The sequence below is a fragment of the Domibacillus robiginosus genome (assembly GCF_000966195.1).
Classification (GTDB): Bacteria; Bacillota; Bacilli; order Bacillales; family Domibacillaceae; genus Domibacillus; species Domibacillus robiginosus.
The window spans coordinates 122,082-148,132 of sequence record NZ_LAHL01000003.1 but is presented as its reverse complement, the minus strand read 5'-3'; the positions used below and the strand labels follow the sequence as shown (position 1 = coordinate 148,132).

Annotated in this window: 20 protein-coding genes and 2 pseudogenes; 8 read left to right on the top strand and 14 right to left on the bottom strand. The window is 42.1% G+C overall.

Annotation, left to right across the window (positions count from 1 at the left end):
- The first annotated feature begins 47 nt into the window (after positions 1-47).
- The 7 genes from VP97_RS01470 to mmuM all read left to right on the top strand — a co-directional run bounded on the left by VP97_RS01470 (position 48) and on the right by mmuM (position 7,884).
- Positions 48-965 (top strand): proline dehydrogenase family protein, encoded by a 918-nt coding sequence (locus VP97_RS01470; protein ID WP_050179860.1) that lies wholly within the window; start codon positions 48-50, stop codon positions 963-965.
- A 15-nt stretch (positions 966-980) separates the two neighbouring features.
- Positions 981-2,522, top strand: coding sequence for an L-glutamate gamma-semialdehyde dehydrogenase (gene pruA / locus VP97_RS01465; RefSeq protein WP_050179859.1), 1,542 nt, complete (start codon positions 981-983; stop codon positions 2,520-2,522).
- 172 nt (positions 2,523-2,694) lie between these two features.
- Positions 2,695-4,167, top strand: a complete 1,473-nt coding sequence (gene putP / locus VP97_RS01460; RefSeq protein ID WP_082220180.1) for a sodium/proline symporter PutP — start codon at positions 2,695-2,697, stop codon at positions 4,165-4,167.
- A gap of 12 nt (positions 4,168-4,179) precedes the next feature.
- The gene (locus VP97_RS01455) at positions 4,180-5,409 is read left to right on the top strand and encodes a PucR family transcriptional regulator (protein WP_050179858.1); all 1,230 of its coding nucleotides are present in this window, start codon (positions 4,180-4,182) and stop codon (positions 5,407-5,409) included.
- Positions 5,410-5,440: 31 nt separating this feature from the next.
- The gene (locus tag VP97_RS01450; protein ID WP_050179857.1) at positions 5,441-5,908 is read left to right on the top strand and encodes a low molecular weight protein-tyrosine-phosphatase; all 468 of its coding nucleotides are present in this window, start codon (positions 5,441-5,443) and stop codon (positions 5,906-5,908) included.
- A 204-nt stretch (positions 5,909-6,112) separates the two neighbouring features.
- Positions 6,113-6,946, top strand: coding sequence for a basic amino acid ABC transporter substrate-binding protein (locus VP97_RS01445; RefSeq protein ID WP_082220179.1), 834 nt, complete (start codon positions 6,113-6,115; stop codon positions 6,944-6,946).
- Positions 6,946-7,884, top strand: a complete 939-nt coding sequence (gene mmuM / locus VP97_RS01440; protein ID WP_050179855.1) for a homocysteine S-methyltransferase — start codon at positions 6,946-6,948, stop codon at positions 7,882-7,884. Before VP97_RS01445 ends, mmuM begins: the two co-directional genes overlap by 1 nt.
- 42 nt (positions 7,885-7,926) lie before the next feature.
- On the opposite strand, the gene VP97_RS01435 is transcribed toward mmuM, so the two are convergent.
- The 4 genes from VP97_RS01435 to VP97_RS01420 form a co-directional block, all read right to left on the bottom strand.
- Positions 7,927-9,105 (bottom strand): S-layer homology domain-containing protein, encoded by a 1,179-nt coding sequence (locus VP97_RS01435; protein WP_172656723.1) that lies wholly within the window; start codon positions 9,103-9,105, stop codon positions 7,927-7,929.
- A 200-nt stretch (positions 9,106-9,305) separates the two neighbouring features.
- Complete coding sequence (locus VP97_RS01430) at positions 9,306-9,923, bottom strand: histidine phosphatase family protein (RefSeq protein ID WP_050179852.1); 618 nt, start codon at positions 9,921-9,923, stop codon at positions 9,306-9,308.
- Positions 9,924-9,984: 61 nt separating this feature from the next.
- Positions 9,985-11,856, bottom strand: coding sequence for a tetratricopeptide repeat protein (locus VP97_RS01425; RefSeq protein ID WP_050179850.1), 1,872 nt, complete (start codon positions 11,854-11,856; stop codon positions 9,985-9,987).
- A 106-nt stretch (positions 11,857-11,962) separates the two neighbouring features.
- Positions 11,963-13,000 (bottom strand): PTS sugar transporter subunit IIC, encoded by a 1,038-nt coding sequence (locus tag VP97_RS01420; protein ID WP_050179848.1) that lies wholly within the window; start codon positions 12,998-13,000, stop codon positions 11,963-11,965.
- Between the two features lie 242 nt (positions 13,001-13,242).
- On the opposite strand from VP97_RS01420, the gene VP97_RS01415 reads away from it, so the two are divergent.
- The gene (locus VP97_RS01415) at positions 13,243-13,803 is read left to right on the top strand and encodes a hypothetical protein (protein ID WP_245629810.1); all 561 of its coding nucleotides are present in this window, start codon (positions 13,243-13,245) and stop codon (positions 13,801-13,803) included.
- A 268-nt stretch (positions 13,804-14,071) separates the two neighbouring features.
- Here the strand turns inward: VP97_RS01415 and VP97_RS01410 are convergent, their stop codons facing one another.
- From VP97_RS01410 to VP97_RS01365, 10 genes and pseudogenes are all read right to left on the bottom strand, one after another.
- Positions 14,072-15,214 carry a phosphonoacetaldehyde reductase gene (locus tag VP97_RS01410; protein WP_050179844.1) on the bottom strand — a complete coding sequence of 381 codons (1,143 nt, stop codon included), beginning with the start codon at positions 15,212-15,214 and terminating at the stop codon, positions 14,072-14,074.
- An 88-nt stretch (positions 15,215-15,302) separates the two neighbouring features.
- On the bottom strand, positions 15,303-16,613 hold the full coding sequence (aepX, locus tag VP97_RS24330) for a phosphoenolpyruvate mutase (protein WP_050179842.1): 1,311 nt from the start codon (positions 16,611-16,613) through the stop codon (positions 15,303-15,305).
- Positions 16,614-16,639: 26 nt separating this feature from the next.
- Positions 16,640-17,353 carry a phosphocholine cytidylyltransferase family protein gene (locus VP97_RS24325; protein WP_050179840.1) on the bottom strand — a complete coding sequence of 238 codons (714 nt, stop codon included), beginning with the start codon at positions 17,351-17,353 and terminating at the stop codon, positions 16,640-16,642.
- The gene (gene aepY, locus VP97_RS01395) at positions 17,350-18,483 is read right to left on the bottom strand and encodes a phosphonopyruvate decarboxylase (protein WP_050179839.1); all 1,134 of its coding nucleotides are present in this window, start codon (positions 18,481-18,483) and stop codon (positions 17,350-17,352) included. Before aepY ends, VP97_RS24325 begins: the two co-directional genes overlap by 4 nt.
- 77 nt (positions 18,484-18,560) lie before the next feature.
- Positions 18,561-20,609 carry a sulfatase-like hydrolase/transferase gene (locus VP97_RS01390; protein WP_050179837.1) on the bottom strand — a complete coding sequence of 683 codons (2,049 nt, stop codon included), beginning with the start codon at positions 20,607-20,609 and terminating at the stop codon, positions 18,561-18,563.
- Between the two features lie 136 nt (positions 20,610-20,745).
- Positions 20,746-20,974, bottom strand: a pseudogene (locus VP97_RS24165) (IS256 family transposase); the annotation flags it as partial.
- Positions 20,905-21,519, bottom strand: a pseudogene (locus VP97_RS23075) (polysaccharide biosynthesis protein). The pseudogenes VP97_RS23075 and VP97_RS24165, both read right to left, overlap by 70 nt.
- A 124-nt stretch (positions 21,520-21,643) precedes the next feature.
- A complete protein-coding gene (locus VP97_RS01375) occupies positions 21,644-23,509 on the bottom strand; it encodes a motility associated factor glycosyltransferase family protein (RefSeq protein WP_050179832.1) in 1,866 nt (621 codons plus the stop codon).
- Entirely contained in the window at positions 23,496-24,098 is a 603-nt protein-coding gene (locus tag VP97_RS01370; RefSeq protein ID WP_050179831.1) for a hypothetical protein, read from the bottom strand. Before VP97_RS01370 ends, VP97_RS01375 begins: the two co-directional genes overlap by 14 nt.
- A 504-nt stretch (positions 24,099-24,602) precedes the next feature.
- The gene (locus VP97_RS01365) at positions 24,603-25,961 is read right to left on the bottom strand and encodes an IS1182 family transposase (protein WP_050179829.1); all 1,359 of its coding nucleotides are present in this window, start codon (positions 25,959-25,961) and stop codon (positions 24,603-24,605) included.
- Between the last annotated feature and the right edge of the window lie 90 nt (positions 25,962-26,051).

The following is a 26,051-nucleotide window of genomic DNA, read 5'->3' as shown; positions in this document are numbered from 1 at the left end:
GCATACACTAGTAACAAGCTTTATATTCCATTTAGGAGGTGCTTCTTATGGAAACGGTCACGAGAGATTTCTTTCTTTTTCTTTCTAAAAATAAAGCGTTAAATCATCTGGCGAAAAGCCGGGGCAGCCACTTTGCGGCCGGCAAAATCATTGGCGGTACAGACTTCGCCAGCTCTATTGCGTGTATTAAAGCGTTAAACGAACAGGGCCTGTCTGTAACCGTCGATCATCTCGGTGAATTTGTCCATTCACCCGAAGTCGCGGCTGAGCGGACGGAAGAATGCATCCAGACGATCCGCATGATTCACCAAGAAGGGCTTGATTCCCACGTTTCCTTAAAAATGACATCGCTCGGTCTTGATATTGACCGGGGATTGGTGTCCCGGAATATGACACGAATTTTAGACGAAGCGGAAAAATACGATATTATGGTCACCATTGATATGGAGGATGTGACTCGCTGCCAGGCGACCATTGACCTGTTTAAGCAGTTTAAAAAGCAATACAAAAATGTGAGCACCGTGCTCCAGGCTTATTTGTACCGGACCGAGCAGGATCTGAAGGAACTAAGCCGCCTCAAGCCTTTTCTTCGCCTTGTGAAAGGAGCTTACAAGGAAAGCCCGAAGCACGCTTATCCCGACAAAGCAGATGTCGACACCAACTATATGAAACTCATCGAACAAAGCCTGCTGGCTGGCAATTATACAGCGATTGCCTCACATGACGAAAACATGATCGAATTTACAAAAGCGATGCAGCGCAAGCACAATATCCCGCTTGAGCAATTTGAATTTCAAATGCTGTACGGTATGCGTACCTCCCTGCAGCAGGCACTTGTAAAACAGGGCTACCGTGTCCGTGTATACGTGCCCTATGGAAAAGACTGGTACGGCTATTTTATGAGACGGCTTGCCGAACGGCCGGCGAATATCGCTTTTGCTTTTAAAGGCATAACCAAAAAATAAAAAGGAGTGAATGACATGATTCCATACAAACACGAACCCTTTACTGATTTTTCAAAGGAAACAAACCAAGCCGCATACAAAGCAGCACTTGATCACGTAGAAAGCGGCCTTGGCAGACACTATCCGCTCATTATTGGTGGTGAACAGGTAACAACAGAAAACAAGATTGTTTCCTACAATCCGGCAGACAAGGGCGAAGTTATTGGCTCCGTGTCAAAAGCGGATCAGGCGCTTGCTGAAAAAGCGATGCAGGCAGCGTCCGAGGCGTTCCAAACTTGGAAAAAAACCGCTCCTGAAATTCGGGCCGATGTCCTGTTTAAAGCCGCAGCCATCGTCCGCAGACGCCGCCATGAATTCTCTGCCCTTCTGACAAAAGAAGCGGGCAAGCCTTGGCGCGAAGCGGATATTGATACCGCAGAAGCGATTGACTTTATGGAATATTACGGGCGGCAAATGCTCGAGCTAAAAAATGGTGCGCCGGTTCTGAGCCGTCCCGGTGAGTACAACCGGTACAGCTACATTCCGCTCGGTGTCGGCATCGTGATTTCTCCCTGGAACTTCCCGTTTGCAATCATGGCCGGTACAACGGTTGCTTCGATCGTGACAGGCAATACAGTCCTCCTCAAGCCGGCATCGACCACACCTGTTGTAGCAGCGCGTTTTGTAGAGGTGCTGGAAGAAGCAGGACTGCCGCCGGGCGTCGTAAACTTTGTGCCGGGCAGCGGTGCAGAGGTTGGCGATTATCTTGTTGACCATCCACAAACCCGCTTTATTACATTTACCGGCTCACGTGACGTTGGCCTGCGTATTTTTGAACGGGCATCTAAAGTCAGTGACGGTCAAAAATGGATGAAGCGCCTGATTGCAGAAATGGGCGGCAAAGATACCATCGTCGTCGATAAAGAAGCAGACCTGGATCTCGCAGCCCAATCGATCGTTCAGTCCGCCTTCGGCTTTGCCGGCCAAAAATGCTCGGCCTGCTCCCGAGCCGTTATCGTAGAAGACGTATACGATGAAGTGCTCGAAAAAGCCATTAAACTGACGAATGACCTGACTGTCGGCAACCCCGTTGACAACCATTTTGTCGGACCGGTTATTGATCAATCGGCATATGACAAAATAATGAGTTATGTTAAAATTGGTGAAGAAGAAGGACGCATTGTGGCGGGTGGAAGCGGCGACAACAAAACCGGTTACTTTATTCAGCCGACAATTGTCGCTGATGTAGCACCAGATGCCCGTTTGATGCAGGAAGAAATCTTTGGCCCGGTCGTGGCATTTGCGAAAGCAAAAGATTTTGATGAAGCAATCGAAATCGCCAACAACACCGACTACGGCTTAACGGGTGCGGTCATTACGAAAAACCGCTTTAACATGGAAAAAGCACGCGAGGAGTTTCATGTCGGCAACCTGTACTTTAACCGAGGCTGTACAGGTGCCATTGTCGGCTACCAGCCATTTGGCGGCTTTAACATGTCCGGTACAGATTCCAAAGCGGGCGGCCCGGATTACCTTCAGCTTCATATGCAGGCAAAAACAACATCAGAAATGCTTTAAAAAAAGGAGGCTGTCTCTTACGCTGCCATCACCAGCTTAAGAGACGCCTCCTGTTTAATAGAAACAATGATTCTATGAGCGCAGTCTGTATGAAATCGATCATGCTTCATTCCCATTACACGATGCCCTACTTTTTCTTTATTATCACTCTATACAGAAAGAAGGGATTTACTTGGTCGACACTTCCTTGATTGTTTCCATCGTTGTATATATGTCCGGAATGCTTTTAATCGGCTGGTATGCATACAAACGAACATCAAATTTATCCGATTATATGCTTGGCGGACGCGGGCTCGGTCCTGCTGTTACAGCTCTTTCTGCCGGCGCTTCGGATATGAGCGGCTGGTTGATGATGGGCTTGCCCGGTGCCATGTACGCAAGCGGTATCAGCGCATCCTGGATCGCCATCGGTTTAACGCTCGGCGCCTGGGCAAACTGGCTGTATGTGGCTCCCCGCCTGCGCATGTACACGGAAATTGCTGAAGATTCGATTACGATTCCAGCGTACCTTGAAAACCGGTTTCAAGACCGGTCAAAAGTGATCCGTCTTGTTTCCAGCCTTGTGATTATCGTCTTTTTTACCTTTTATATTTCTTCCGGCATGGTGTCCGGCGGTGTTCTGTTTGAAAGTACATTTGGACTTGATTACCATATCGGACTGTGGATCGTCGCCGGTGTCGTGATTGCTTATACACTGTTCGGCGGATTTTTAGCGGTTAGCTGGACCGACTTTGTCCAGGGCATTATTATGGTGCTGGCACTTGTACTAGTCCCGCTTGTAACAGTTATGCATGTCGGCGGGATCGGTCCTTCAATTGATACGGTTCGCTCGGTAGACCCGGCTCTTTTAAACATCTTTACCGGGACAAGCTTCGTTGGTATTGTATCTCTTTTTGCCTGGGGCCTTGGCTACTTCGGCCAGCCGCATATTATCGTCCGCTTTATGGCCATTACATCGGTCAAGGAAATTAAAAAAGCACGCCGCATCGGCATGAGCTGGATGGTATTCTCTGTTATCGGCGCTATGATCACCGGCTTTGTCGGGCTTGCTTATTATACAAGCAATAACATGGAAATTGCTGATCCGGAAACGATTTTTATCGAGCTTGGCGATATTTTGTTCCACCCGATCATTACCGGCTTCCTGATTTCCGCCATTTTAGCGGCCATTATGAGTACCATTTCATCACAGCTGCTTGTGACATCAAGCTCACTGACAGAAGATTTATATAAGACGTTTTTCCGTCGTGACGCTTCGGACCGGGAACTTGTTTTCCTTGGCCGCCTGGCTGTTTTAATTGTCTCGATTGTCGCCCTGATCCTGTCGTGGGAGCAAAATGCCACCATTCTGGCACTAGTCGGCTATGCATGGGCTGGCTTTGGTTCTTCGTTTGGTCCAGCGATCCTGCTTAGCTTATATTGGAAGCGAATGACCCACTGGGGAGCGCTTGCCGGCATGATCGTCGGGGCTGTCACTGTCATCATCTGGACGAAAACGCCTATGGCGGAAACCGTTTATGAAATGATCCCTGGCTTTGCGGCAAGCTTGCTTGCGATCGTGGTGGTCAGCCTGCTGACAAAGCCATCGGAAGGAACTAGCCGGCAATTTGATGAATTTGAGAAAACATTAAACGAATCAAAATAAGGAGGGTCCATCATGGATTTAACCCGGCCGCTTGAAAAAATTCTTTCATTGACTGACTTAAACGAAATAACCGATGTGATCAGTGGTGTGCTAAAAAAACCGGTTGTCATTGAAAACGATCGATTTTCTCTTTTAGCATACAGCTCCTATTACATTGAACAGTTTGATCAGGCCAATCAGCAGACGATTTTTTCAAAAAGCTGGACGACCTCTATTTTGAAAACGTTTATGGATAAAGGTATTGTGGATCAGCTTAAATCAATGCAGGAGCCGTTTCGGGTAAAAGAAATGCAGGAAATTGGGCTGAATCAGCGTGTTGTCGTCAGTGCGCGTTTTAAAAAGCAAATCCTCGGCTACATCTGGGTGCAGGAAACACCTCCTCTCCTAACGGATCAGGAGCTTCGTTTCCTGCACGATGTTTCATTTCATATCGGCAGGGTGCTTCATAAAAAGGAAGGACTGGCACGGCGGCATAATGAACGAAAAAATGATTTTTTTCGCAAGCTGATTCATCAATCGTACCGGACGGACAGCGAAATGAAATGGGAAGCGGCGCAATTAAACATTGCGCTGCCTTCTTCATTTATTGTCACGGTTTTTTTGCTTGATTCGATCGAAGAAGAAATGATCGATGACCTGTATGAAACGATCACCCTTTTTGCGAATACGCTGGACCAGCCGGCTCATGTGTTCACTGATCATTTGCAAGTCACCGTGCTGCTCGGCGGACCATCGGAGGAGCTGCCGGCCAGTGCCCGTTTGCTCCTTCGAACAGTGAAAAGTCAGTTTCAGGAGCATGGGCTTTATTCCGGTATTGGAAATGCGTATTCTTCCATGGCTATGCTCAGAAAAAGTTATCTTGAAGCTCTTGAAGTATGCCGTACGGCTGCTTTTCTGCATGACAGCAGCGAGATGGAACCTGAATACAGCCGCCTTGGCATTCTTCGTTATTTGGAGACGATTGCGCAGTATCATTTAAGCACGCATTACGTAAATGAAGATTTGCTTGCGCTCCGTCAACGGGATGCAGACGGCCACGCTGATCTGCTCCGGACAGTAGAGGTATTTTTACTGAACAACTGCCGGATCAAGCCGACAGCGGAAGAGCTGTTTATTCATACGAATACACTCAAGTACCGGCTCCGGCAAATCGATGAGCTGACGTCGATTGATTTCGATGATTTTCATACACGCTGCCAGCTGTACATTGATTTACAGCTGATGAAGCGGGATCTCCGTTAATGGTATAATGAACAAAAAAGGAGTGAACGCATTGATTCACGTTTTATTTGTCTGTCTCGGCAACATTTGCCGGTCGCCAATGGCCGAAGCCATGTTTCGTGACCTTGTTCAAAAGAAAGGATTGGACGGCCGCATTGCAGTTGATTCCGCAGCTACAAGCTCCTGGCATATCGGCTCCCCTCCTCATAAAGGAACACTTGCCAAGCTGAAGGAATATAACATCTCTTCAGAAGGTCTTGCCGGCCGCCAGCTTGACGCTGCCGACTTTGAAAAGTTTGACTATATCATCGGTATGGATGAAAGCAATATCACCAACATCCGTACTATGCTTGGCCAGCCGGACCATCCGAAAATTCTCCGTTTCCTCGACTTAACCGAGCATCAAAAAGACGTGCCGGACCCGTATTACACAGGTGACTTCCAGGAAACCTATGACCTTGTGCTGGACGGCTGTGCTGCCCTGCTCGAAAAAATTCGCGCGGACCACAAGCTTAACTGACTTCCCAAAAGACTGCCGTGCTGGCAGTCTTTTTTATTCTTAACACAAATGGCTTCCTTGCCTCTCATCTTTCCCTCATTGACCATTGTCTTCACTCCTATTTTTTCTTATCAAAAAATTCAAAATTTGTTTTGTCAAATTCCTAGTATTCAGGTATGATTAACTCTAATGTAAATAGATAAAAGAGATTTGGAGGAACAAGCAGTGAAAAAGTGGACATCAAAAGGAGCAGTCGCTCTGGGGCTAACAGCCGTTCTTGCCTTCACATCTGCCTGCAGTCAGGAAGAAGCGAGCGGCGGCGGAAGCGAAACGGAAAAGAAAACATTGGTGGTCGGTACAGATGCCGCCTACGCCCCGTTTACGTATATGGATAAAGGAGAAATTGTCGGCTTTGACATTGACGTTGTAGATGCCGTTATGGACGAAGCCGGATACGAATATGAGATTAAGAACATGGGCTGGGACGGCCTTTTTGAAAGCACACGCCAGGCACAGCTTGATCTGGCTGTTTGTGCGATTACCATCAGCGGTGAACGCCAAGAAACATTCGACTTTTCATCTCCTTACTATCAATCAACTCATATGATTATGACGAAGGAAGAGACGAAAGTGGACAGCGCCAATGATTTAAAACACATGGCGGTTGGCGTGCTGAACGCCTCAACAGGCCAGATCGCTGCTGAGAAGATAATGGGCCAGAACAATCCGAACTTAAAAAAATATGAAAGTGACGCCGTTTCGATCATGTCAATGAAAAATGGAGCGGTTCAAGCCTCGGTCGCCGATAATACCGTTGTAACGGAATACATGAAAAACAATCCGAACGAGAAGTACAACACGTTGACAGACCCGGAAACATTCGGCTCCGAGTTTTACGGTTTAATGTTCCCGAAAGGCAGCGAAGTCGCGGATGACCTGGACGCAGCGTTGAAGACGATTATCGAAAACGGCACGTATGCTGAAATTTATGAAAAATGGATTGGCAGCGAACCGGATACAGCTGCTCTACAAAAAGCGGCAGAGCAGGGTGCAGCCTGATGAACCCGATTCAATCGATTTTAACAGAATTCCCCGTTATCGTGCTGGACGGTGCGATGGCCACAGAGCTTGAGCGCCACGGCTGCCAGCTGAACGACAGCCTCTGGTCGGCGCGCGTGTTAATGGAAACACCCGAGCTGATTAAACAGGTGCATCTTGATTATTTCAACGCAGGAGCGGACTGTGCCATTACCGCAAGCTACCAGGCGACCATTGACGGCTTTGCCCGGCACGGCCTTGGTGCAGAGGAGACGATCCAGGTCATTCAAGCCTCTGTACGTATTGCTGCGGAAGCACGGGACGAATTCTGGCAGTCACTTGCTGATAAGGAGAGCCGGCCGAAGCCGCTTGTCGCTGCCTCCGTCGGACCATACGGTGCTTTTTTAGCAGACGGCTCTGAATACCGGGGCGATTACAAGCTGACAGAAGAAGCTTTTATCGAATTCCATCGTCCGCGCATTCAAGCGCTGATTGAAGCAGGCGCAGACCTACTTGCCTGTGAAACGATTCCGAATCTGGCTGAAGCAAGAGCACTTGCCCGCCTGCTTCAGGAGGAATTCTCGGAGACATATGCATGGATCAGCTTCAGCGCTAAAGACGGACAGCACATTAGCAGCGGCGAACGGATCGCAGACTGTGCACGAGAGCTTGAATCTATTCCCCAGATTGCAGCGATCGGCGTAAACTGCACAGCGCCGGAATACATGCCGGAACTGATCCAGGAAATCAAACGCGAATCGACAAAGCCTGTTGTGGTATACCCGAACCTTGGCGAGGTGTATGACGCTGAAACAAAAACATGGTCCGGTGCCCCGGATATGGAAGCGTACAGCCAGCATACGCTCCACTGGTTTGAGTGCGGTGCCCGGCTCATTGGCGGGTGCTGCCGCACGAAGCCGTCGGATATCGGAACCATTGCCGGATGGGCGAGAGCCTAATAAAAAAGCGTTCAGGAATTTGTATCCTGAACGCTTTTTTGGTTAACGAATTAATGAGTACGGCATTGTAAACTGACGGATGCTGTCTGAATATGGTCCGTATTCATATGGATTAAAAAACATGACAAAGCCATTTGGTTTCATATAAAACTGGTATTGATGCTCGTCCAGACTGTAAAGCCCGTCCCAGAACCCGATCTGTCCCCGATTTTGCATTGCATACGCCTGCGTGTTAATCCGGTCGATTACATTTTCTTCATAGTAGTACTTCGTGGCTAAATCATCGAGCGAGATAAACGAGTTACTTTTTACATCATAATTATCCGCAAAAAGCTGTTCATATCCATGTGCACCGCCTGTGTACTGGTAGCTTTCAAATAACACACTAATATAGTTTCCATCCGCCCGCGGCACGGTGTAATCCACCACAAATTCGTAATATTCACCCAAGTAATCATCTTCCTGAGCTAATTCCATAATTTCATCCCGCTCTGCCACAAGGTCTGAACCTGATTCACGGAAGTAGCTGTTCAAAGAAGAAAAGTCATGCTGCTTTGTTGTATCGACGAACTGCGGATAATAAATACCCTCTGCAGCTCGTTTCGGATAATTGACTACCTTCAGACGGAACTTTGAATCCATCGCCCGCGCCACAAACACCGCAAACTGGGCGCGTGTCACTTTCGCTGACGGATTGAATGTAGTGGTCGTGTAGCCAGATGTAATACCACTCGCTAACAGTGGTGTAACGTATGTATTTCCCGAGTAAGAGGTATTCATGTCCTCCCACTGAACCGGTACAGAGCCTTTAACGTCAAACGCCAGCTGTGTAATTTTGGCCATCTCCACCCGCTTCAGCTGATTGTCCGGCTGAAACTTGGTTCCTTTTGAAAACCAGCCTGCGTTTACCGCAGCGGCAATTTCTTTATAAAAAGGATGAGAAGTCGGAACGTCCGAAAATTTCGGATTTGGTACGTTTGTAAGTGAAAGTTTTTTCGCCCGTACCAAAATCGCAGCTGCCTGCGCTTTTGTCACAGAAGCATCTTTATTATATTTTCCGTTTGAACCACCTTTTAGGATGCCGCGGTCACTCAAATAAGAAATTTCTTTTGCTGCCCAGTGCGTGGACGGTACATCTGAGAATGTGGCTGCTTCTGCCGGAGCAGCCGATAACCCAACAAACAAAGCCAGTAACATCGCAATAAATGAAGTTCTTTTCATTTTCCCTTCTCCCTTCATTGAAATAGCCGCCAGCCAGGCTAAACCCAACTGACGGCTTTTTACGGTCTTTTGCCCCCCAGCAACATACCTCCAAATTATACTATCTTTTCCTTTTTAATGATATAGTAATAGTTAAAAAGTTTTACCAAGCCAGTACAAAAAGGATAGTTTTAGAGAAACCATCCTTTTTATACTGTTTTTTATCCTTCAAAAGTATCACGTACATTTTTTAAATGAGGGGTTTCATTCACTGAAACAATAGACAGCTTCTGGCCATCCCAGGCAACCCTTGTGATCGATGTATTATCAATTTTCCCACGGCCGGTGCCCGACTGCCCGTCTGTCAGCTTATGAACGAGTGCATTAACCGCCCCGCCATGTGTTACAACAAGCGCCGGTGCACCGTTTGTTTCCTTTGAAATGGCGGTCAGCACCTTCACCATTCGCTCCTGCATGTCTTCAATCGATTCCATGCCGTGCGTCATCGGAATGCCGAAATTGTCGGCGTAATTCGGGACCTGATTTAAAATATCAGTGAGCAGCTGGCCCTGCAGCTCCCCGTAAAACCGCTCCCGAAGCAGACGGCTTGCCGTAATCGACTCAACCGGCATCCAGGCGGTTGCAAGCTTTGCCGTTTGAAACGCTCGGTCCAAATCACTGGAAAACACATAATCAAATGAAATGCCTTCCCGCTCAAAATAGCCGCCGAGTGCCGCTGCCTGCTTTCGGCCTTCCTCACTTAACCCAATGTCCATCTGCCCCTGTAGACGCCCGAGTGCATTCCATTCGGATTCTCCATGGCGAACAATATACAGCATGCTGTTTGCCTCCCTGCTCTCTTTTTTACGATTCTATTAAAGCCCTTTAACGAATGCTGATTTACGTGTGCAGCTCAGATAAATACTGGAATGCTCCGCTGTCAATCCAGAGACCGATATTATGTGTAATGTATATGGCCGCTTCTGATTCAGACCCTGGCTGATAAAATTCCGGCAGGGGCGGCAGCTCTTTTTTGCCTTTTAAATACGCTTCTGCATAAGGGAGATCGATGACTGCCTTCCTCCAAAGACGCTTTGCTTTTTCCGTTACACCATTTTTCAGCAGCTCTACTAAAACACGCTGATATCCTTCCCCGATAAAACCGTTCGGGTATTCATTCAGCAGCTCTTCCGCTTTTGCCCCTTTTTTCAATCTAATATATAGCCCGAGAAGGATATCCCGGTTTCCCTGATTATCGTTTGGATTCAGCCGGATCAACTCTGCCAATTGGCAAGCCGCCTCCTCGTACCTCTCCTGCGCTTCTAAAAACATCGCATAGTTTTGCTTCGCTCGCATAAATGGGCGTGTTTCTACAATGCCCCAGAAATCCCCTTCGTTCTCTTTGAAAAAATCAGGTCCAAGCTTTCGCTTTCCCGCTTCAACTGCTTGTTTTAAATACGATTCCCTCTGACCTGTTTCTTCTGCAAATTCCGCCAAAATGGTGTATGCATCTGCCGCATCCGGATCGAGCTCGAGCGCTCTTTTTGCCATTTCTCTCCGCATCGGTCCTTTTGCTTCATAAGCGTCATACAGCATCATCTGCGCCCGCTGCTCATCTGTCTGCGGCTTAAACGGTCTGTTAACCTCCCTGTTCATTAATCGCTGAACTTCTTCCATGCTCTCTGCTCCCTGCGCTTCAACCTTCATCATCATCTCCCAAAGGGCTCGCTCAGAAGCAAGCATCGGAAATGGGGTTTCCTCCGGCATTATTTGGGCCGTTTCATACAGAAAATCAGCCAGCTCATCGGTGCGGGCGGAAATACTGTTAGCAGACGTGCCAAAAGCCGCCGCCAGCTTTTTCTGGCTCCAATAAGGCACCCGACCCATTTCGTCGGCAAACAAATAATAAACCGCGGCCGCAAAGATGCCGGTATTTCTCGGCTTCGGATGGTTCTCTTTACAAAAGGCCCACCAGAGCGCCGCCGCTTCCTCGATGGTTTCCTCATCTATCTCCTGCTCCTTCATAAAAGCAGTAAAACGTTCACACACTTCCTGATGGCGCGGGTCTTCCCACTCAATCCATCCCTCTTCTTTATACAATTCATTCACAAGCTCAAAATATCTTTCCATTAAGAACGCCTGCGGTGATGTGTAAGATGAATGTTCAAACGTGTTCTTCACCAGCTTTTCCCATGCCGGCGCCAGAGCGGGTGACTGCGAGAATGGAATCATTAAAAAGATCGCCTGCTGTTCATAGGGAAGAGTGATGCCATGAAGATAACAGCCGATCTCCAGCGATTCTTCCTTTTCAGCAATACGAACGCTTTGGCCCGTAAGTACATCGCGAACAATAATTGTTTCTTCCTCTACCTCTTCTATAACACCCGATATAAATAATGCTTGTCCTGGCCAGGAATGAACAATATTCCTCGTACGTTCACGCGGGATCTCCGCCGCATGCTCTTTTACAAAGTAGCCCATGATCGTTTCGCCATTCTTATCCCTTTCCACAGACATCACCCAGTAACGGTAAAAAATTTCACCCATCGTCTCAAGCGCGTGAAGATTTGGATACTCTCTTAAAAGCTTTCGGTATTCCTGCTCCAGGCGCATTCCCGCCACTTCTTCCGTGTACGTCAGCATCGCTTTCTGTACATCGCGCAGCTCTTCTGCCAGCAGCAGCCTAATAGAAGATACTGTGCCGTTTTTCCCGCAGCACTTTTTAAACTTTTTTCCACTTCCACATGAACATGGATCATTCCTGCCTATCATATGTATCCGTCCTTTCCTTTTTTCCTTTCATTCATTATATCGAAGAAGTACTTTAGACAATAGCCAACAAAAAAAGGAGCTGTTAAAAGCTCCTTTGCTACTCCTGTTAATCAAACTGCAGCTTGTAGTCGTCTGCTTTGATCATTTTCAGTTTTCTTGCAAAAACATAAATCAAGCCAAGATTTAATACAACTGGCAGTACCAAAAACAAGCTGAGCATCACCGAGACATTTTTCGCCGACCAGCCGCCTTCTGCCAGGTGAATATAATTAAGCGGACCAACAAGACCGGACAGTCCGAATCCGGCGCTATATGGCGTACCCTGCACATTCAGCATGCCCGCCAACGCGCCCAGAATTGCCGCCGTAATGAGCATCGGCAGTCCGATTTTCGGCTTCATGAAAAAGTTGCGCATTTGAATTTTCGGTGAGCCCAGCACGTGAGCCAGGGCTGTTCCTAATGAATTCGCCCGGTAGCTTGCAATCGCAAAACCGACACCCGCCGCCACTACACCAAGATTCGCTGCACCCGAGCCAATGCCTGACAGCATAATCACCGTTGCCACACCAACTGTTGAAACAGGAGATAAAATAATGATACAAAAAATAACCGCAATAATCGCTCCCATTAACACCGGCTGCCATGTCGTTACATTGTCCACCGCCACACCAATCACACCTGCCGATGACTTTACATACGGCATTGTCATCACACCGATCATACCCGGCACGACAATACAAAGCGTCGGCATCAGCAAAATCGAATACTCCTTTAACCGCCCGCCGATCCACTGTACAAATAGTACGGCAAGCGCTGCTGTTAAACCTGTATTAATCACAACGCCAATCCCGTTTAAAGCAAACAGTCCGTCAGCCGTTTGCTGCACCGACCCGCCGCCAACCATTGCAGCAATGCCGACACTTGCTGTTTGAATCGGCGTTAATTTAAACGTCATTCCAACCATCACACCGATTAAAATCGGCAATAAACTCATCGCAACAACCGTCATATCCAGCACCGACTGCAGCGCCGGTGCATGCGGTATAATTAGCTTTAAAATTTCACCCAGCAGCGCATTTGGAATCAACGCCACCACAATCCCCATACTCATACCCGTTAAAAGCTTACTGAAAAAATCTTTCATTCTGCCAGACCCCTTACTCTTGAAGTTGTTAAAATTGTATACAAGATTCTGGCAAAAAGCAACGAAAATTTTTAACGCTTTACCGCATATAAGCATTAAAGCAAGTAGTTTGTTTTTCAAAAGAAGGGTAAAGGATAAACTAAAAAGGAGATTATATGGATACCCTTTTATTCAGCCTGTTTTCAATCGCTTACCTCGTTCTCTTCATTCTTGCACTTTATCTATTTAAAAAGCACCGAGTCTTGAGTGCTGCCATTCTCCTCCCCGTCATAGCCGGCCTCATTTACGACAATGGCATTATTGCCACCGGGCGCTTCATTGGTGAAGGGTCTTTTTTAGAAGGGTTGAATGCTGCCCGGTTCTGGCTGCATGCCTTTTTTACCCCGCTGCTCGTGTTGTATGCGTGGATGGCATTAAAACAAGCGGACGTCTCCTGGGCGAAGACAGCCTGGTTTCAATGGGCGGCTATTCTCCTCACCGTGGCGCTTGTTTTGTTTGAACTGTTTACAGAAGTATTTGGCCTTTCCCTTGAACCAAGATGGGAATATAGAACATTGAGCTATACGAGTGCCGAGCTATCGGGCGGGCCGCCACTTATGGTCCTCGTTGTTTCACTAGTGCTGCTGGTTGCTTCCATTGTGGTTTGGCGAAAGCAAGGATGGATTTGGTTCTTCGTTGGCTCGCTTGTAATGATTGTGGGGAGTGCCGTGAAGATGCCTATTGAGAGCGGGGCTGTTACGAATATGTTTGAATTGATGCTGATTGTGTCACTGCTCGTGACCGCTTGGTTTCAAAGGAAATAAAAAAAGAATACAACCTGTTCAATTCAGCTTTTTACTTATAAAAAAAAGGGTCCTGGCTGAGCCAGGACCGAAATTTAACATAATTTTCTCTTACTGTACTTGGCCTTCTTATTTCAACCAAAGATTTGAATAAATATATAAGCATCCAAATTGGATTTAAATAAAGGTTATTTAGATACTTTTTAGGTTCTTTCTTAGCTTGCGAACTTTCTATAAGTATTACTTTGAATTGCTTATGGTAGTTTATAAATCGCTGTGTTTATCTTATTCAAATTATTGATTCAAGAATCCTTTTTACGTCATTTTTGGTTAAGTCTACAGGATTATTATCCATTCTTCCACTTGTAAAAGCATTATCAATAATCACCGAAAGATCATCTTCTATTATTCCAAACGTGGACAACCTCATAGTAACTATGTCTTTACTAACTGTGTCTAACCAACTTTTTATTCCTCCGTACTCATGAAATAGAGAGAATAATTGCTTATCGTTAGGGAAATGACCCGCATTAATTTTAGCTACCTTATCCAAAGTAATTGATACAGCTAAGCCATGCGGTATATTGTATAGAATAGTTAATGGATAAGAGATAGAGTGGCAGGCTGTTGTTCTTGTTTGGGAAAAAGCTAACCCTGATAATATAGAGGCTCTACAAAGATTTTCTCTACTAACAATGTCATTAGGTTCTTCTACTGATTTCTGTAAATTTCGAATTACTAATTCTACAGATCTGTAAGCAATTTCTTGAACAATCGGTGTAGTATGTTTAGACCAGTAAGCCTCTATCGCTTGACACATCGAATCCAAACCAGTAGACAATGTCATTTTAGGAGATACTGTTAATGTTAACGCTGGCACTATAATTGCCTTTTTAGGCTTAAGTTGCGGTGAATCAATTGAGAATTTACAATGCTTATTTTCATCCCAAATAGTAGCCCATTGAGTAACCTCAGAGCCAGTTCCTGCTGTGGTTGGCACGGCTATGATATCCACAAATTCATTATCACTATACTTCTTATTTTTTATTCTATCTGTAATCTCATCAATTGTACATTTATCATTTTTATAATTGTTGTGGAAAGCACTTATTCCTTTTGCAAGATCTATAGCGCTGCCACCTCCACAAGCAATTATGATTCCAAGTTTTCTATTTCCAATTTGCTTGAGAGACTTTACAATATCTTTTTGTGTTGGATTAGCAGCTACTTCCTTTATCCAAGTTAGTCTACCATTAAGCTTTTCGCAATTCATTTTTATCTTTTTAATAACTGTACTCATGCCCCATCTTAAAACTGATGATTCACTCATTACTAACACAATGTTTGATTTATTTAAGGAAAGGAGTGTCTGCTCAAGTTCTTGCATGTTAGAAAATAAAATTTCTGTATTACAGAATGATTGATATTCCATATCCTTCTCCTTTAAGCATCTACATTCTACAACTTCTATTTTTAGAATAATTTTGGTCTTATTACAATTACTTCTGACGCTGTTACATTTAATAATCTTCCGGAATTAGTGTAAGAATCTCCTTAATTGACATGCACATATCATCAGCTTCTTTAGCTCTTTCATTTGTTAAAATAGATTCTGCAACCTTCTGCATAGCTGGAAACCCACTGCGTGTTAACTGATTCGCATAAATCACAATATTAACACCACGTTTAGCAAATTCTTCTTCAGTTACACTGTTAAAAGAAGATGGAACGACAACTAATGGTGTAGTTGAATCTTTCCTCCTGAATCTTTCACAGAATTCGAATATTTCTTCCGGATCTTTTTTTCTCGAATGGATCATGATTCCAGTGGCTCCCGCCTCTACGTATGCAAAGGCTCTTTTCAAGGCATCGTCCATACCTTTTTCTAAAATTAAGCTCTCAATTCTTGCGATTAAGAAAAAGTCCTTTGTTTTCAACGCAGCTTTCCCGGATTTAATTTTTGCACAAAAATTTTCTATACTGTCTTGAGTTTGTTCAACATCCGTACCAAAAAGTGAATTTTTCTTGAGTCCCGTTTTATCTTCAATGATGACTGCCGATACGCCCATGCGCTCTAATGTTTTTATATTATATACGAAGTGTTCTGTCAATCCACCAGTATCAGCATCGACAATAATAGGTTTTGTGGTAACATCCATAATTTCATCGATTGTTTGCAGACGCTTCGACATATCTAGCAACTCAATATCCGGTTTCCCTTTAGAAGTTGAGTCACATAAGCTAGAGCACCACATTGCATCAAACTGCTTCGTTTCCCCGCCTTTTAATACTGTTGTTTTTTCAGCAATTAATCCGGTGATACCGCTGTGGGCTTCAATTACGCTTACTAACGGTTTCATTTCAAGTAATTTTCTAAGCCTTGTTCTACGTACATCTGGCATAGCAAGCTGCTCTCTTTGGCTAAGCTCTAGTTTTTGGTACTCTTCATTTTCTGAATATGGAAATTCAACAAGTTCTCCACCATATTCCAAAAGAGTTTGCTTTACTTCTTCTCTAATCGATTTTTGAAAACCCCTTACCCAGTTGTCACCATGAACTACGAAGTCAGGCTTGAGCATACGTAAATTCTCTTTATAGCTAAGTGTTTTTTGCGGAATAACTTTAGCTACACCTTTAATACTTTCAAGAAGCTTCACTCTTTCTTCGTAATTTAACACAGGGAACCGGCGATAATTCGCTACTACTTCATCTGTCAACATTCCTATAGTTAACTCTCCAAGCTCAGCTGCTTTTTGAATAATTGTCGTATGGCCCCCATGAATCAAATCCGTACTAAAACTCATATAAACTGTTTTTTTTCTTTCAGTCATGATGTATTCGTCCCTTTATATGTTTACTATTTTGATTGAGATAAAATATCTTTTATTAATTTTAAATCTTCTGGATTATCAATTTCTGCACATAATTGATCCTTAAAATCAACTGGATGAACTGCACAATTAGCTGACACTTCATTAAAAGCCTTTTCAGCGTAACAACTTACTTGTCCTTTTTCACAAAATAACCTGATGCTCTCTAACCATACTGCCCATTCTTTTTTATTGATCTTGTAAAGCGGTTGTGCTGCTACAGCATTTTCAAAAAATTCGATACCGATTTTTTTTATTAAATTATCTTTAATAACGGCTTTAAAATCTTTTTGAGGTAATGGTTGCGATGTACTTATAGCCATACAGCTATTTCTTTCTTTTAACATATTCTCTAAAACCCGAATATCAAAAACAAGATCACCATGCATTATTATAATATCGTCAACTAGATAATCTTTCGCAAGATATATAGAGTAAATGTAATTTGTTTTATCATATAGAGGGTTCTTTACAAAAGTAAAATTTAGTGAAACATCCAATGAGCTACAGTAACCAGTAAGCACTTTATCGAAGAGGCCCGTCGTCATCACTACATCAGTTACCCCTAAATTTTCTAATAACCTTAACTGCCGACTCAGTATAGTCTCCTCTTGTTTGATTTCAGTCATACACTTCGGCTTTATCTTTGTTAAATCTCCCATTCTCCTACCCATACCTGAGTTAAGAATTAAAGCTTTCATGCATTACACTCCGCAAGAAACTTCATAAAGGCTTGTTTATTTTCAGTTGGCGTTTTCGTTGGCCGCCCCAAATTCCCTCTTGATCCTATTGCTGATTTTATTTCTATGAAAATAGGTCCCTTTTTTTCCTCTACTTCTGAAAGAACATTCTTAAAATCATTTATAGTTTCCGCACAATGAGCTTCATTATAGCCGCATCCTAAAGCAATTTGCTTAAAATTTATACTCTTCGCAACAGTAGGTTGTCCACCTACAGATTCATGAGCTTCATTATTAATGACTATATGAATAAAGTTATTTGGAGATTGACCTCCGATAACCGCCATAGAACCCAGGTGCATTAAAGCAGATCCATCTCCATCTATACACCAAACTCTCGTCCTAGGCTTGTTTAAAGCAATACCTAAAGCAATAGAAGAACTGTGTCCCATAGAACCTACTGTAAGGAAATCATGATTATGCGGCTGTCCTTTTTGTTCTCTTATTTCAAACAATTCTCTGGAGGTCTTGCCAGTTGTGGAAACCACTATATCTTCTTTTGCTGCATCAGTAATGATATGAATAATTTCTTCACGGGAAGTTGCGTATTTATTTTCATATACTACTTTTTTGTTATAGGATAAGGCATCTTTCTTCATTACAAAAGCTACGCTTTTACCCGCCTTAAGTAAGTATTGGAATTCAGCCATCTTTTCTTCAACTTTACTTTCAGTAGTATTTTTATCAAAGATCATATAATCAATATCAACAGTTTTTAAAATATCCAATGTATTTTCGCCTTGAAATATGTGCTGTGGCTCATCAGGTACTCCCGGTTCCCCTCTCCACCCAATAATAAAGACACAAGGAATTCCATACACTTTGTTATTCAATAAAGAAGTTACAGGATTAATAAGGTTTCCAAGACCACTATTTTGAAGATACACACAAGGGACTTTACCAGTAGCCATGTGATACCCTGCTGCAATTGCAGCAGCGTTTCCTTCATTGGCCACAATGATATGCTTATTAGATATGCTGTAATGATCCATTAAATAATTGCATAACGGTTTTAACAGTGAGTCTGGAACTCCTGTAAAAAAATCACCACTAACCTTTTTAAGTTGTTCGATAAAAATCAAAACGTCCAACTTATCCCCTCCTATTTTTATTATTCATTAACAACTTAAAATCCATGAACTTACTGTTTCCTATCTTCTTCCCAACCTTATTTGTCCCACCTGATAAATTCTTTAATATGATTGAAAATAATCGATTCATATTTCTCTTTTATGTCTTTACTTACGTTTGTTACATCTTTGCCAGTCAACTGATCTATTAAAGAAGATTGATAGTCCTCAATATAAATAGTTAAATCATTTTTAACAATTTCTTTGGTTTCAAAATGAAAATTGTGTTCTTTATCTTTAATAATTGCTCTGTAAGGCTGCCCCGGATGAATAACTTGTACTATTGAATAATCTCTTTCATTTTCTCCTCCAAAAATTTTTGGCAGCTTTCCATCAATATTCTCAGGAATATCAAGCCTATTTGTTTTCAGTAGAACAGGGAGTATGTCAATCATTTCAATAATCTCGTCGGAAGACCCTTCAGGAACACCAGTCCCCTTAATCATCATAGGAATTTTAATCCTGCTGTCGTGCAAAATACTATTTTTATTTTCCAAAAAGGATTGCCCGTGATCCGAGTGCAATAATACAACTACTTCATCTTCACTATAGTTTTTAGTTAAATAATCATATAGTGTACCTAAGAATGTATCTACACGCTTGATTTCTAAACCATATTTATAAATTTTATGTTCATCGTATTTTGTTTGAACGGACGTTATTCCTTTATTGTTTGTATTTACTCGATAAGAAATGTCTGTATTTACTTCGGCCATCAAATGATTCTCTATTTCATCGGGCACATTATGCAGGTCTGTCATGGAAATAGCCAAAAAATTATTTTTAAACTTAAAACTCTCTAAATGCTCTATTGTTTCCATCACAATGTCCTTACAATCCATTCCACCCAAAAAGTTTTGATAAATAATCCGATCAAACCCTTTGTAATAACCAAAGGTAGGTGTTATTCGCCAATTCGAACTAATATTAGCTGTTAGGTATCCGGCTTCTTTAAAATACTCAGCCATGAGCTTATTATACTTTTCAAATGGATAATTAAAATTAGGGTGTAGCAGTTTGTGCTTAGTTGCATAGTTCCCTGTATGAACGCTCGCTTTACAAGGCAAAGTCCATTCACTTGTGCCATAACAATTCGTTGAAATAAATCCGTTCTTAAAGAATCGGTATGTATTAGGCATAAGTTTTTCCAAACCTTCTTGCTCCAAGAACTTCATGGACAACCCATCTACAAATATTTTTAAAACAACTTTTTTTTCGGCTGCCGGCTCAGTTCTTTCTATTGGATTTCCGACAAAAATATTGTTGTCAGCTTTAATAATTAACTTACCCGGCTTATCAATATTGATATAATGAAATTTATTGTGGCTTAAATCGCCCTTATTAAATACAAATTTATCTTCTTCCATCAAAAATTCGATTCTTGTATTAGGGTGAATCAAAGAAACAGGTATTACGGAAGGAAACTCAAGTTGAAGGGTTGTTTTATTTTTTACTTCTGTCCCCTTGATTAGTTCACTTTTAAAAAACATCCGGCTAGTTAAATCAACGTCAGGAACAGAGTACGATTTATACATATTCACTAAGTATTGTTGATGATTTTCAGCTTTTTGAACTTTTCGGATCATGCTTTTTCTATTATAGTCTAGTGGATAAATTCTCCCATCAACTTCTTGTAAAACTTGCTGATATTCATCTACTTTTTGCTCGAAATTCTTGAAATTAGGATCTCCTCTTTTACTTGCTCTATCTACAATGCCCTGTGCCATTTGAATGGCATTTTTTTGTTGCTCTGCCGATATAGCATATTTAGCAGCATACAAGTAATATTTAAACCCCTCAGATCGTTGTCCAATTTCACTATAAATAAAACCTAGATTAAAGTTAATATCGTAGCTGAATGGATGCTTTTTAAGTCCTTCTTCTAATATTTTTATAGCTTTATTATTTTCTTGCTTTTGAAAATACAGAATGGCTTTTTGTGTATAAATATCTTTGTCCTTGCTAAATATTTTATAATCACTAATGAGCAACTCCGCCTCTTTTAACTTTCCTTCATTTAATGCAATCTCAATATTCTTATTTAACTTGTTGTACATTTTCAAGATTTCATTTACTTGTTTATCCATATTGTCACTCTTTTATATATTATTTTCATTAATTAACAAAAATTTTGATTACGCGATGGAAATCGCCAATAATTTTGTATAAATGAAGAATTTCTTTTCCTGCAAGCTGTCATTTAATCAGCTTTTTTAATTATTTTTAATTAAACATGATTGCGCGCACTGTTCGCGCCTGGTCGAAATCAATGTGGCACCGCAAAGCGAAACACTGGTTGTAGTCTTCAAACTATGAAACAAGAAAGCGCTCCTTGCGCTTCGTAATATTTCTCGATCTGTTTATTAAACGATTCGATTAGGTTTATTCGATAAAGGCTGAGCCAAACAGAATTAGGGAAGCCATAAAACGTAAAGATATGCGGGTTTTCGGCATAAAAACCTCACCGTCAGACATTCTTTTAATGTTATCCAGAACAAATCCCACTCCTTGATCTAATGTAATCCAAAAACGGTTCATGCGCTTATCTGTAATAGGTAAGCGGCCTGTTTCCTTCATTTTTTAAAAATGGTAAAACACAGCCTCGGCTGCCTACCATATTTCCATAACGGATAACAGAGAATTTCATGTCTCTTTCGCCAACATAGAAATTTGTAACTACAAATAATTTATCAGAAGCTAATTTTATCGCTCCAAACAAACTTACCGCGCTTGCCGCTTTATCTGTACTAAGTGCAATAGCTTTTTCCACTTTTCTATCAGTGGCAACCTCTTCAATGTTTTGAGCACCATTTATATTTGTTTTAACTGCTTTAAAAGGATTATATTCACATGCAATACATACTTTAATGTGGCTGCATGAATAACAATATCCACTCCATCAAATGCACGATACAAGCGTTCTTTATTTATCATATCCCTAATAAAGAAACGCATGCGCGGATCAGTAAATTCCTGAGCCGTTTCATATTGCTTCAATTCATCACGACTGAAAACGATGGCTTTTTTTCACGCCTGTTCAAACACTTTTTAATAAATTTCTATCCGAACGAACCTGTTTCGTTAGTTACTAGTATGGCTTTTCCTTACAGCATTTGGAGTATCATTTATTTTCTTTAGTTACTTTTTCTATTTCCTCGTTCATTTCTTGAATATATGGCATAATGGCTTCTATATGTTTCTGACAGTCAATAAGAAAACTCAAAAATATGTGAACGATTGTCTCACCTTTTACTTTTAAATCTTTTTCAAATCGAACTTCCTGGCTTTTTTCTGAGAGAAGTTTATGATGAATACGCACCATTGGTTCAATGAATGACTTGAAAAATAAGTTTTCTCGCAGTTCACTAAAACATCGATCAAATCGGATAAAGCTTCTTTCTAATTGTGTAGTACGTTTTAACTTAACAAGCTTATCGATTTCTTTTAACTCATTAAATGCTTGCTCAATAGATATCTCACAGGCCTTTTGCTGAATGTTCATTTTGTTCATTTGCCGTTGAACAAAATGATAATCGTACTGATTTGTTCCTTTATACCAGTTTCCCACAACTTGTCTATCTCTTAACTTCTCTTGTATAACCTGACTCATCGGCATGAAGGTCGTGCCCTCTATTCGCGCTCCACCATTTGTTGTATTAATTACTTCAAGATTAGAAAAAAGTTTAATGTACGCCTCCAATTGTTGGCGCATTTTTGTGTAAGTTTCATCAGTTTTCACTTCATTTCCGTGCACATCAAGTATACTAATCAGCTTTTGCTCTTCATCATCGTTTATTTCACTAGAAGTGTGCTCATAGTTTATGCCTGCAGCATACCTTTTTTTATTTTGAAAAGATAAGTTTTGCCCGGCTAAAATAATTTGACTGCATCCAAGCATTTGTAATAATTGAAAAGTCACAACAGCAATCGATGGCGCATCCAAAACGACATTGATATTTTCTGGATTATTTATATATCTTGGCGCTACCGTATCCTGGCTTGTAAGCATATGTAACATTTTCCCGGGATACCGCTCGAGTGTTTCGTATCCTACACTGCTACCAAACACTAAAGGAATTTCTTTAATTCCTTTATTTTTTATAGCCTCAACGACTGTATAATTATGACTTTTTGGATCGTAAGTACATGCTGCATCAGGGTAGATATTATGTTCAATAAGTGCATTAATTGCCGATCCAACTGAAAAGATGTAAGCCAAACCATTTTCTTTAATATACTGCAGGTTCTCAAACTCTTCAGAGAGCGAAGGCCCTGCTGCGGCAATAATAGCCGGCTTTCCTCTAAACACTTCTCTATCAATATCATGTAAAATATTGGGTGTCTGCAAGACTTTTGGAAAATTTTTAATGGAATTGATCGTCCAGCGCTTTTGAAAGGAAAAGTTGGTTGCCATTTCACTTCTTTTCTCTTTAAGTAAACCTTTGACATACTCTAAAATCATTTTTTCTTCATTTTCATACAGCTTTGTCAGTGAAGGCAGTAAATAAACAAATGTCTTTGTTCCAGTTAATTTGTGCAGTTGTTCTATCTCTTGCTTTAAATCTTGTTTTTTCGATGTAGTAATTATTTTTTGTAGAGACCCTTTTGGAAAATCAGTTATGTTTTGATGAGTCAAAAACTGAATGAGCATTTCCAGATTCGGTTCGTAAATGGATATTTTAACCTTTGGGTGCTCTTTTAAAAAACTTTTTATATGATAGCCTAACCCAGAACCGATAAAAAGGACGTGACTATAAGCATGTATATCATTAATTTTTTCGACCAGTCTAGCTGCTTCGGATTCAGGATCGTATTTACTATGAACGTATTGAACTTTACTTTTAATCATCATTTTAGCAGTTGGTATACCTTTGCGTGATGGTTCAACTTCAACAGTAGGCTCTTCTACAGATTCATATTTTGTCAGTTCTTCAAGAAGTGGCCGTTGATGAATACGAAGGTAGTTGCGGTTATCAGTTAGCATCATGACGCGCTCCCTCGGTGTCGATAGTTGTCTGAATTTCTGTTTCAAGAGCATCATACAGCGGCATTATTTCATATTGGATGCTGTCTCCAATAAGAACATTATCACGATTTCCAACTGCTTCTTCTAAGTTTTTCAATTCAACTTCAAGTGCCGCTGCCAGCTTTAAATACTCATCCCAATTTTGAGGTTTTTCGTTCATCTGATCAATGCAATTAATTATGTGATTCAGCCATTGCATCCCTTCAAGCATATCTGAAAAGTTACTCCAGCTGTTTGCAGAAGGATTATTATAAAAGCTGTCTGACAGTTTAGCAAGCTCACTTGCTGCTCCTTTTAAATACATTTCAGCTGATACTAAAATATCGTTTGTAAACTCCTTCGCTGTTCGGGCTATTAACTGGAGCTTTTCAATACTTTCAGAGTTTTCGTTTAAATAGTGTTCCGGTTCCTCATAAACCTCTATACCATCTACAACAAGATGGCTAAAATAATAGGAATCGCCTAATAAGGTATTTATTTGCTCCATGATTTTTTCTACGGTTGAATCTTGCTCAAACTGAATGATTTGTTCTTGAAACAAAAGCTTCACAATGTGGTTCCTCCAAATAATACGTTGTTTTAAATTTTAGCATAGGCTACCTTTTATATCGGTTCCTTTCCTGAAATTTTCAGGGTTGATTTTAAAACAAAATATTAATGATTTATTTTTATAGTTCAAACTACCTAATAATATCTTGCAGGTACTGCTTTTCTGTGGTACCATCATCTGAGTTACTAGTCTTGAAAATAACTTCTTGATTTAGAAGCCGTTATGCTTTCAATCAGACATATCGAAGTTATCTTAAGAGTGTACTCGTTTCCACTTTTATATGTAAAAAATATTACGATTAATCTTCAAGCTTTCTTCTCCATAAAATATAGACTTCTTCTAATCGAAAAAAACCTTAGGATGATTCCTAAGGTCAGACTGTAGACAAAAGGGACTTGGAATGCCCTCATTCCAAGTCCCTTTTCAAATTTCAATGAGGTTTTCTCAAAATTAATTGCAAAATAAGCAGGAATTGTGCACTCCGCCCTCTGCGAGTGCCTATTTTTAGGCTGCTGCTGGACCTTTCCATGTCCAGCAGGCCAGCTTCTTCAAATTCATGGCAGCAAAAGTTAGCATCGCCTGCATGGACAATTTTTTAAGTCCCCTCAGGGTTGTCCATCGCATGCCATGCTTTTCCTTCGCATCGGCAAAGACACGCTCGATAGTCTCCTTGCGGCGTGCATAGATTTCTTTTACTGCCAATGTATGGCGAAGATGATCTGCCTCTTCGACGCAGCCTTCCCAAAGGTGGCGCTGGATCAGCTTTTGATGATTCTGGCTTTGCGTACACTGTGTCAACAGCGGGCAGCTTGCACATACCAGCGGATCAGACTTGTACTGGCGGTATCCTTCCTTCGTGGTTGTTGTGTAGCGCATTATCTCTCCTTGCGGACAAATATAGCAGTTGTAGTATTCATCATAAGCGTATTCGCTTTTTCGCATGAACCCTTCCTTTGTTTTCGGACGTGTGTACGGAAGGGCAGGCAGGATGCCGTGCTCGAAAAGGAAACTCGCAATCGCTGGTGTCTTGTAGGCAGCGTCCGCTGCAACGGCAAGCGGCTTTTTGATTTTTTCCATAATGCTTTCCACCAATGGCTGAAGGATGTGGCTGTCATGAACATTTCCAGGCGTCACGATCGTGCTCAGTACAAAACCTTTTTGATCAGTCGCCGCATGAAATGAGTAGGCAAACTGCTTCGTGCGCTCATCTTTCACATAGTAGCCACTTTCCGGGTCTGTCGTGCTCTGCTTGATTTCCTTGGTTTCCTCTTTTTCAAATTTGTCTGGCGGAAATGGTTTCTTTCCATGGTCAATCCGGTCCTGGTTTAGCTCCTCCTGGAGCCTTGCCTCGTAGGCGCGTGTCTCCTTGCGCACCACTTTCTTTTCAAATTTGCGCTTATTCGCGCTTGCCTTCACATGCGTAGAGTCAATGAAGACATGGTCGGCACTGAGTAGTCCCCGGTCTGCAATTTCTTTCAAGATGCGGTAGAAAATCTGCTCAAAGACATCCGTGTCCTTGAAGCGGCGCTCATAGTTCTTGCCAAAGGTAGAGAAATGGGGAACCTCTGTGTAGAAACCAAATCCGAGAAACCAGCGGTATGCCACATTCGTTTCGATTTCCCTGATCGTCTGGCGCATGGAGCGGACGCCAAACACATACTGAATAAAGGTCATCTTAAATAGGACAACCGGGTCTATACTTGGACGCCCAAACTTCGAGTACAAATCTTCAACCAATGGATAAATGAAGGAGAAATCAATCGCTGCCTCCAACTTCCGCACAAGGTGGTCCTGCGGCACCAGCTGATCCAGTGCAATCACTTCTAGTTGGTCTCGTTCTGTCTGGTTGTTTCTCGTCATCATTTTCCATCACCTCAGCCAAAATATCTTATTTCTATTGTAAAAAATAAAAAGACTGCAGACAAACTCGAATTTCTTCGAGTTTGTCTACAG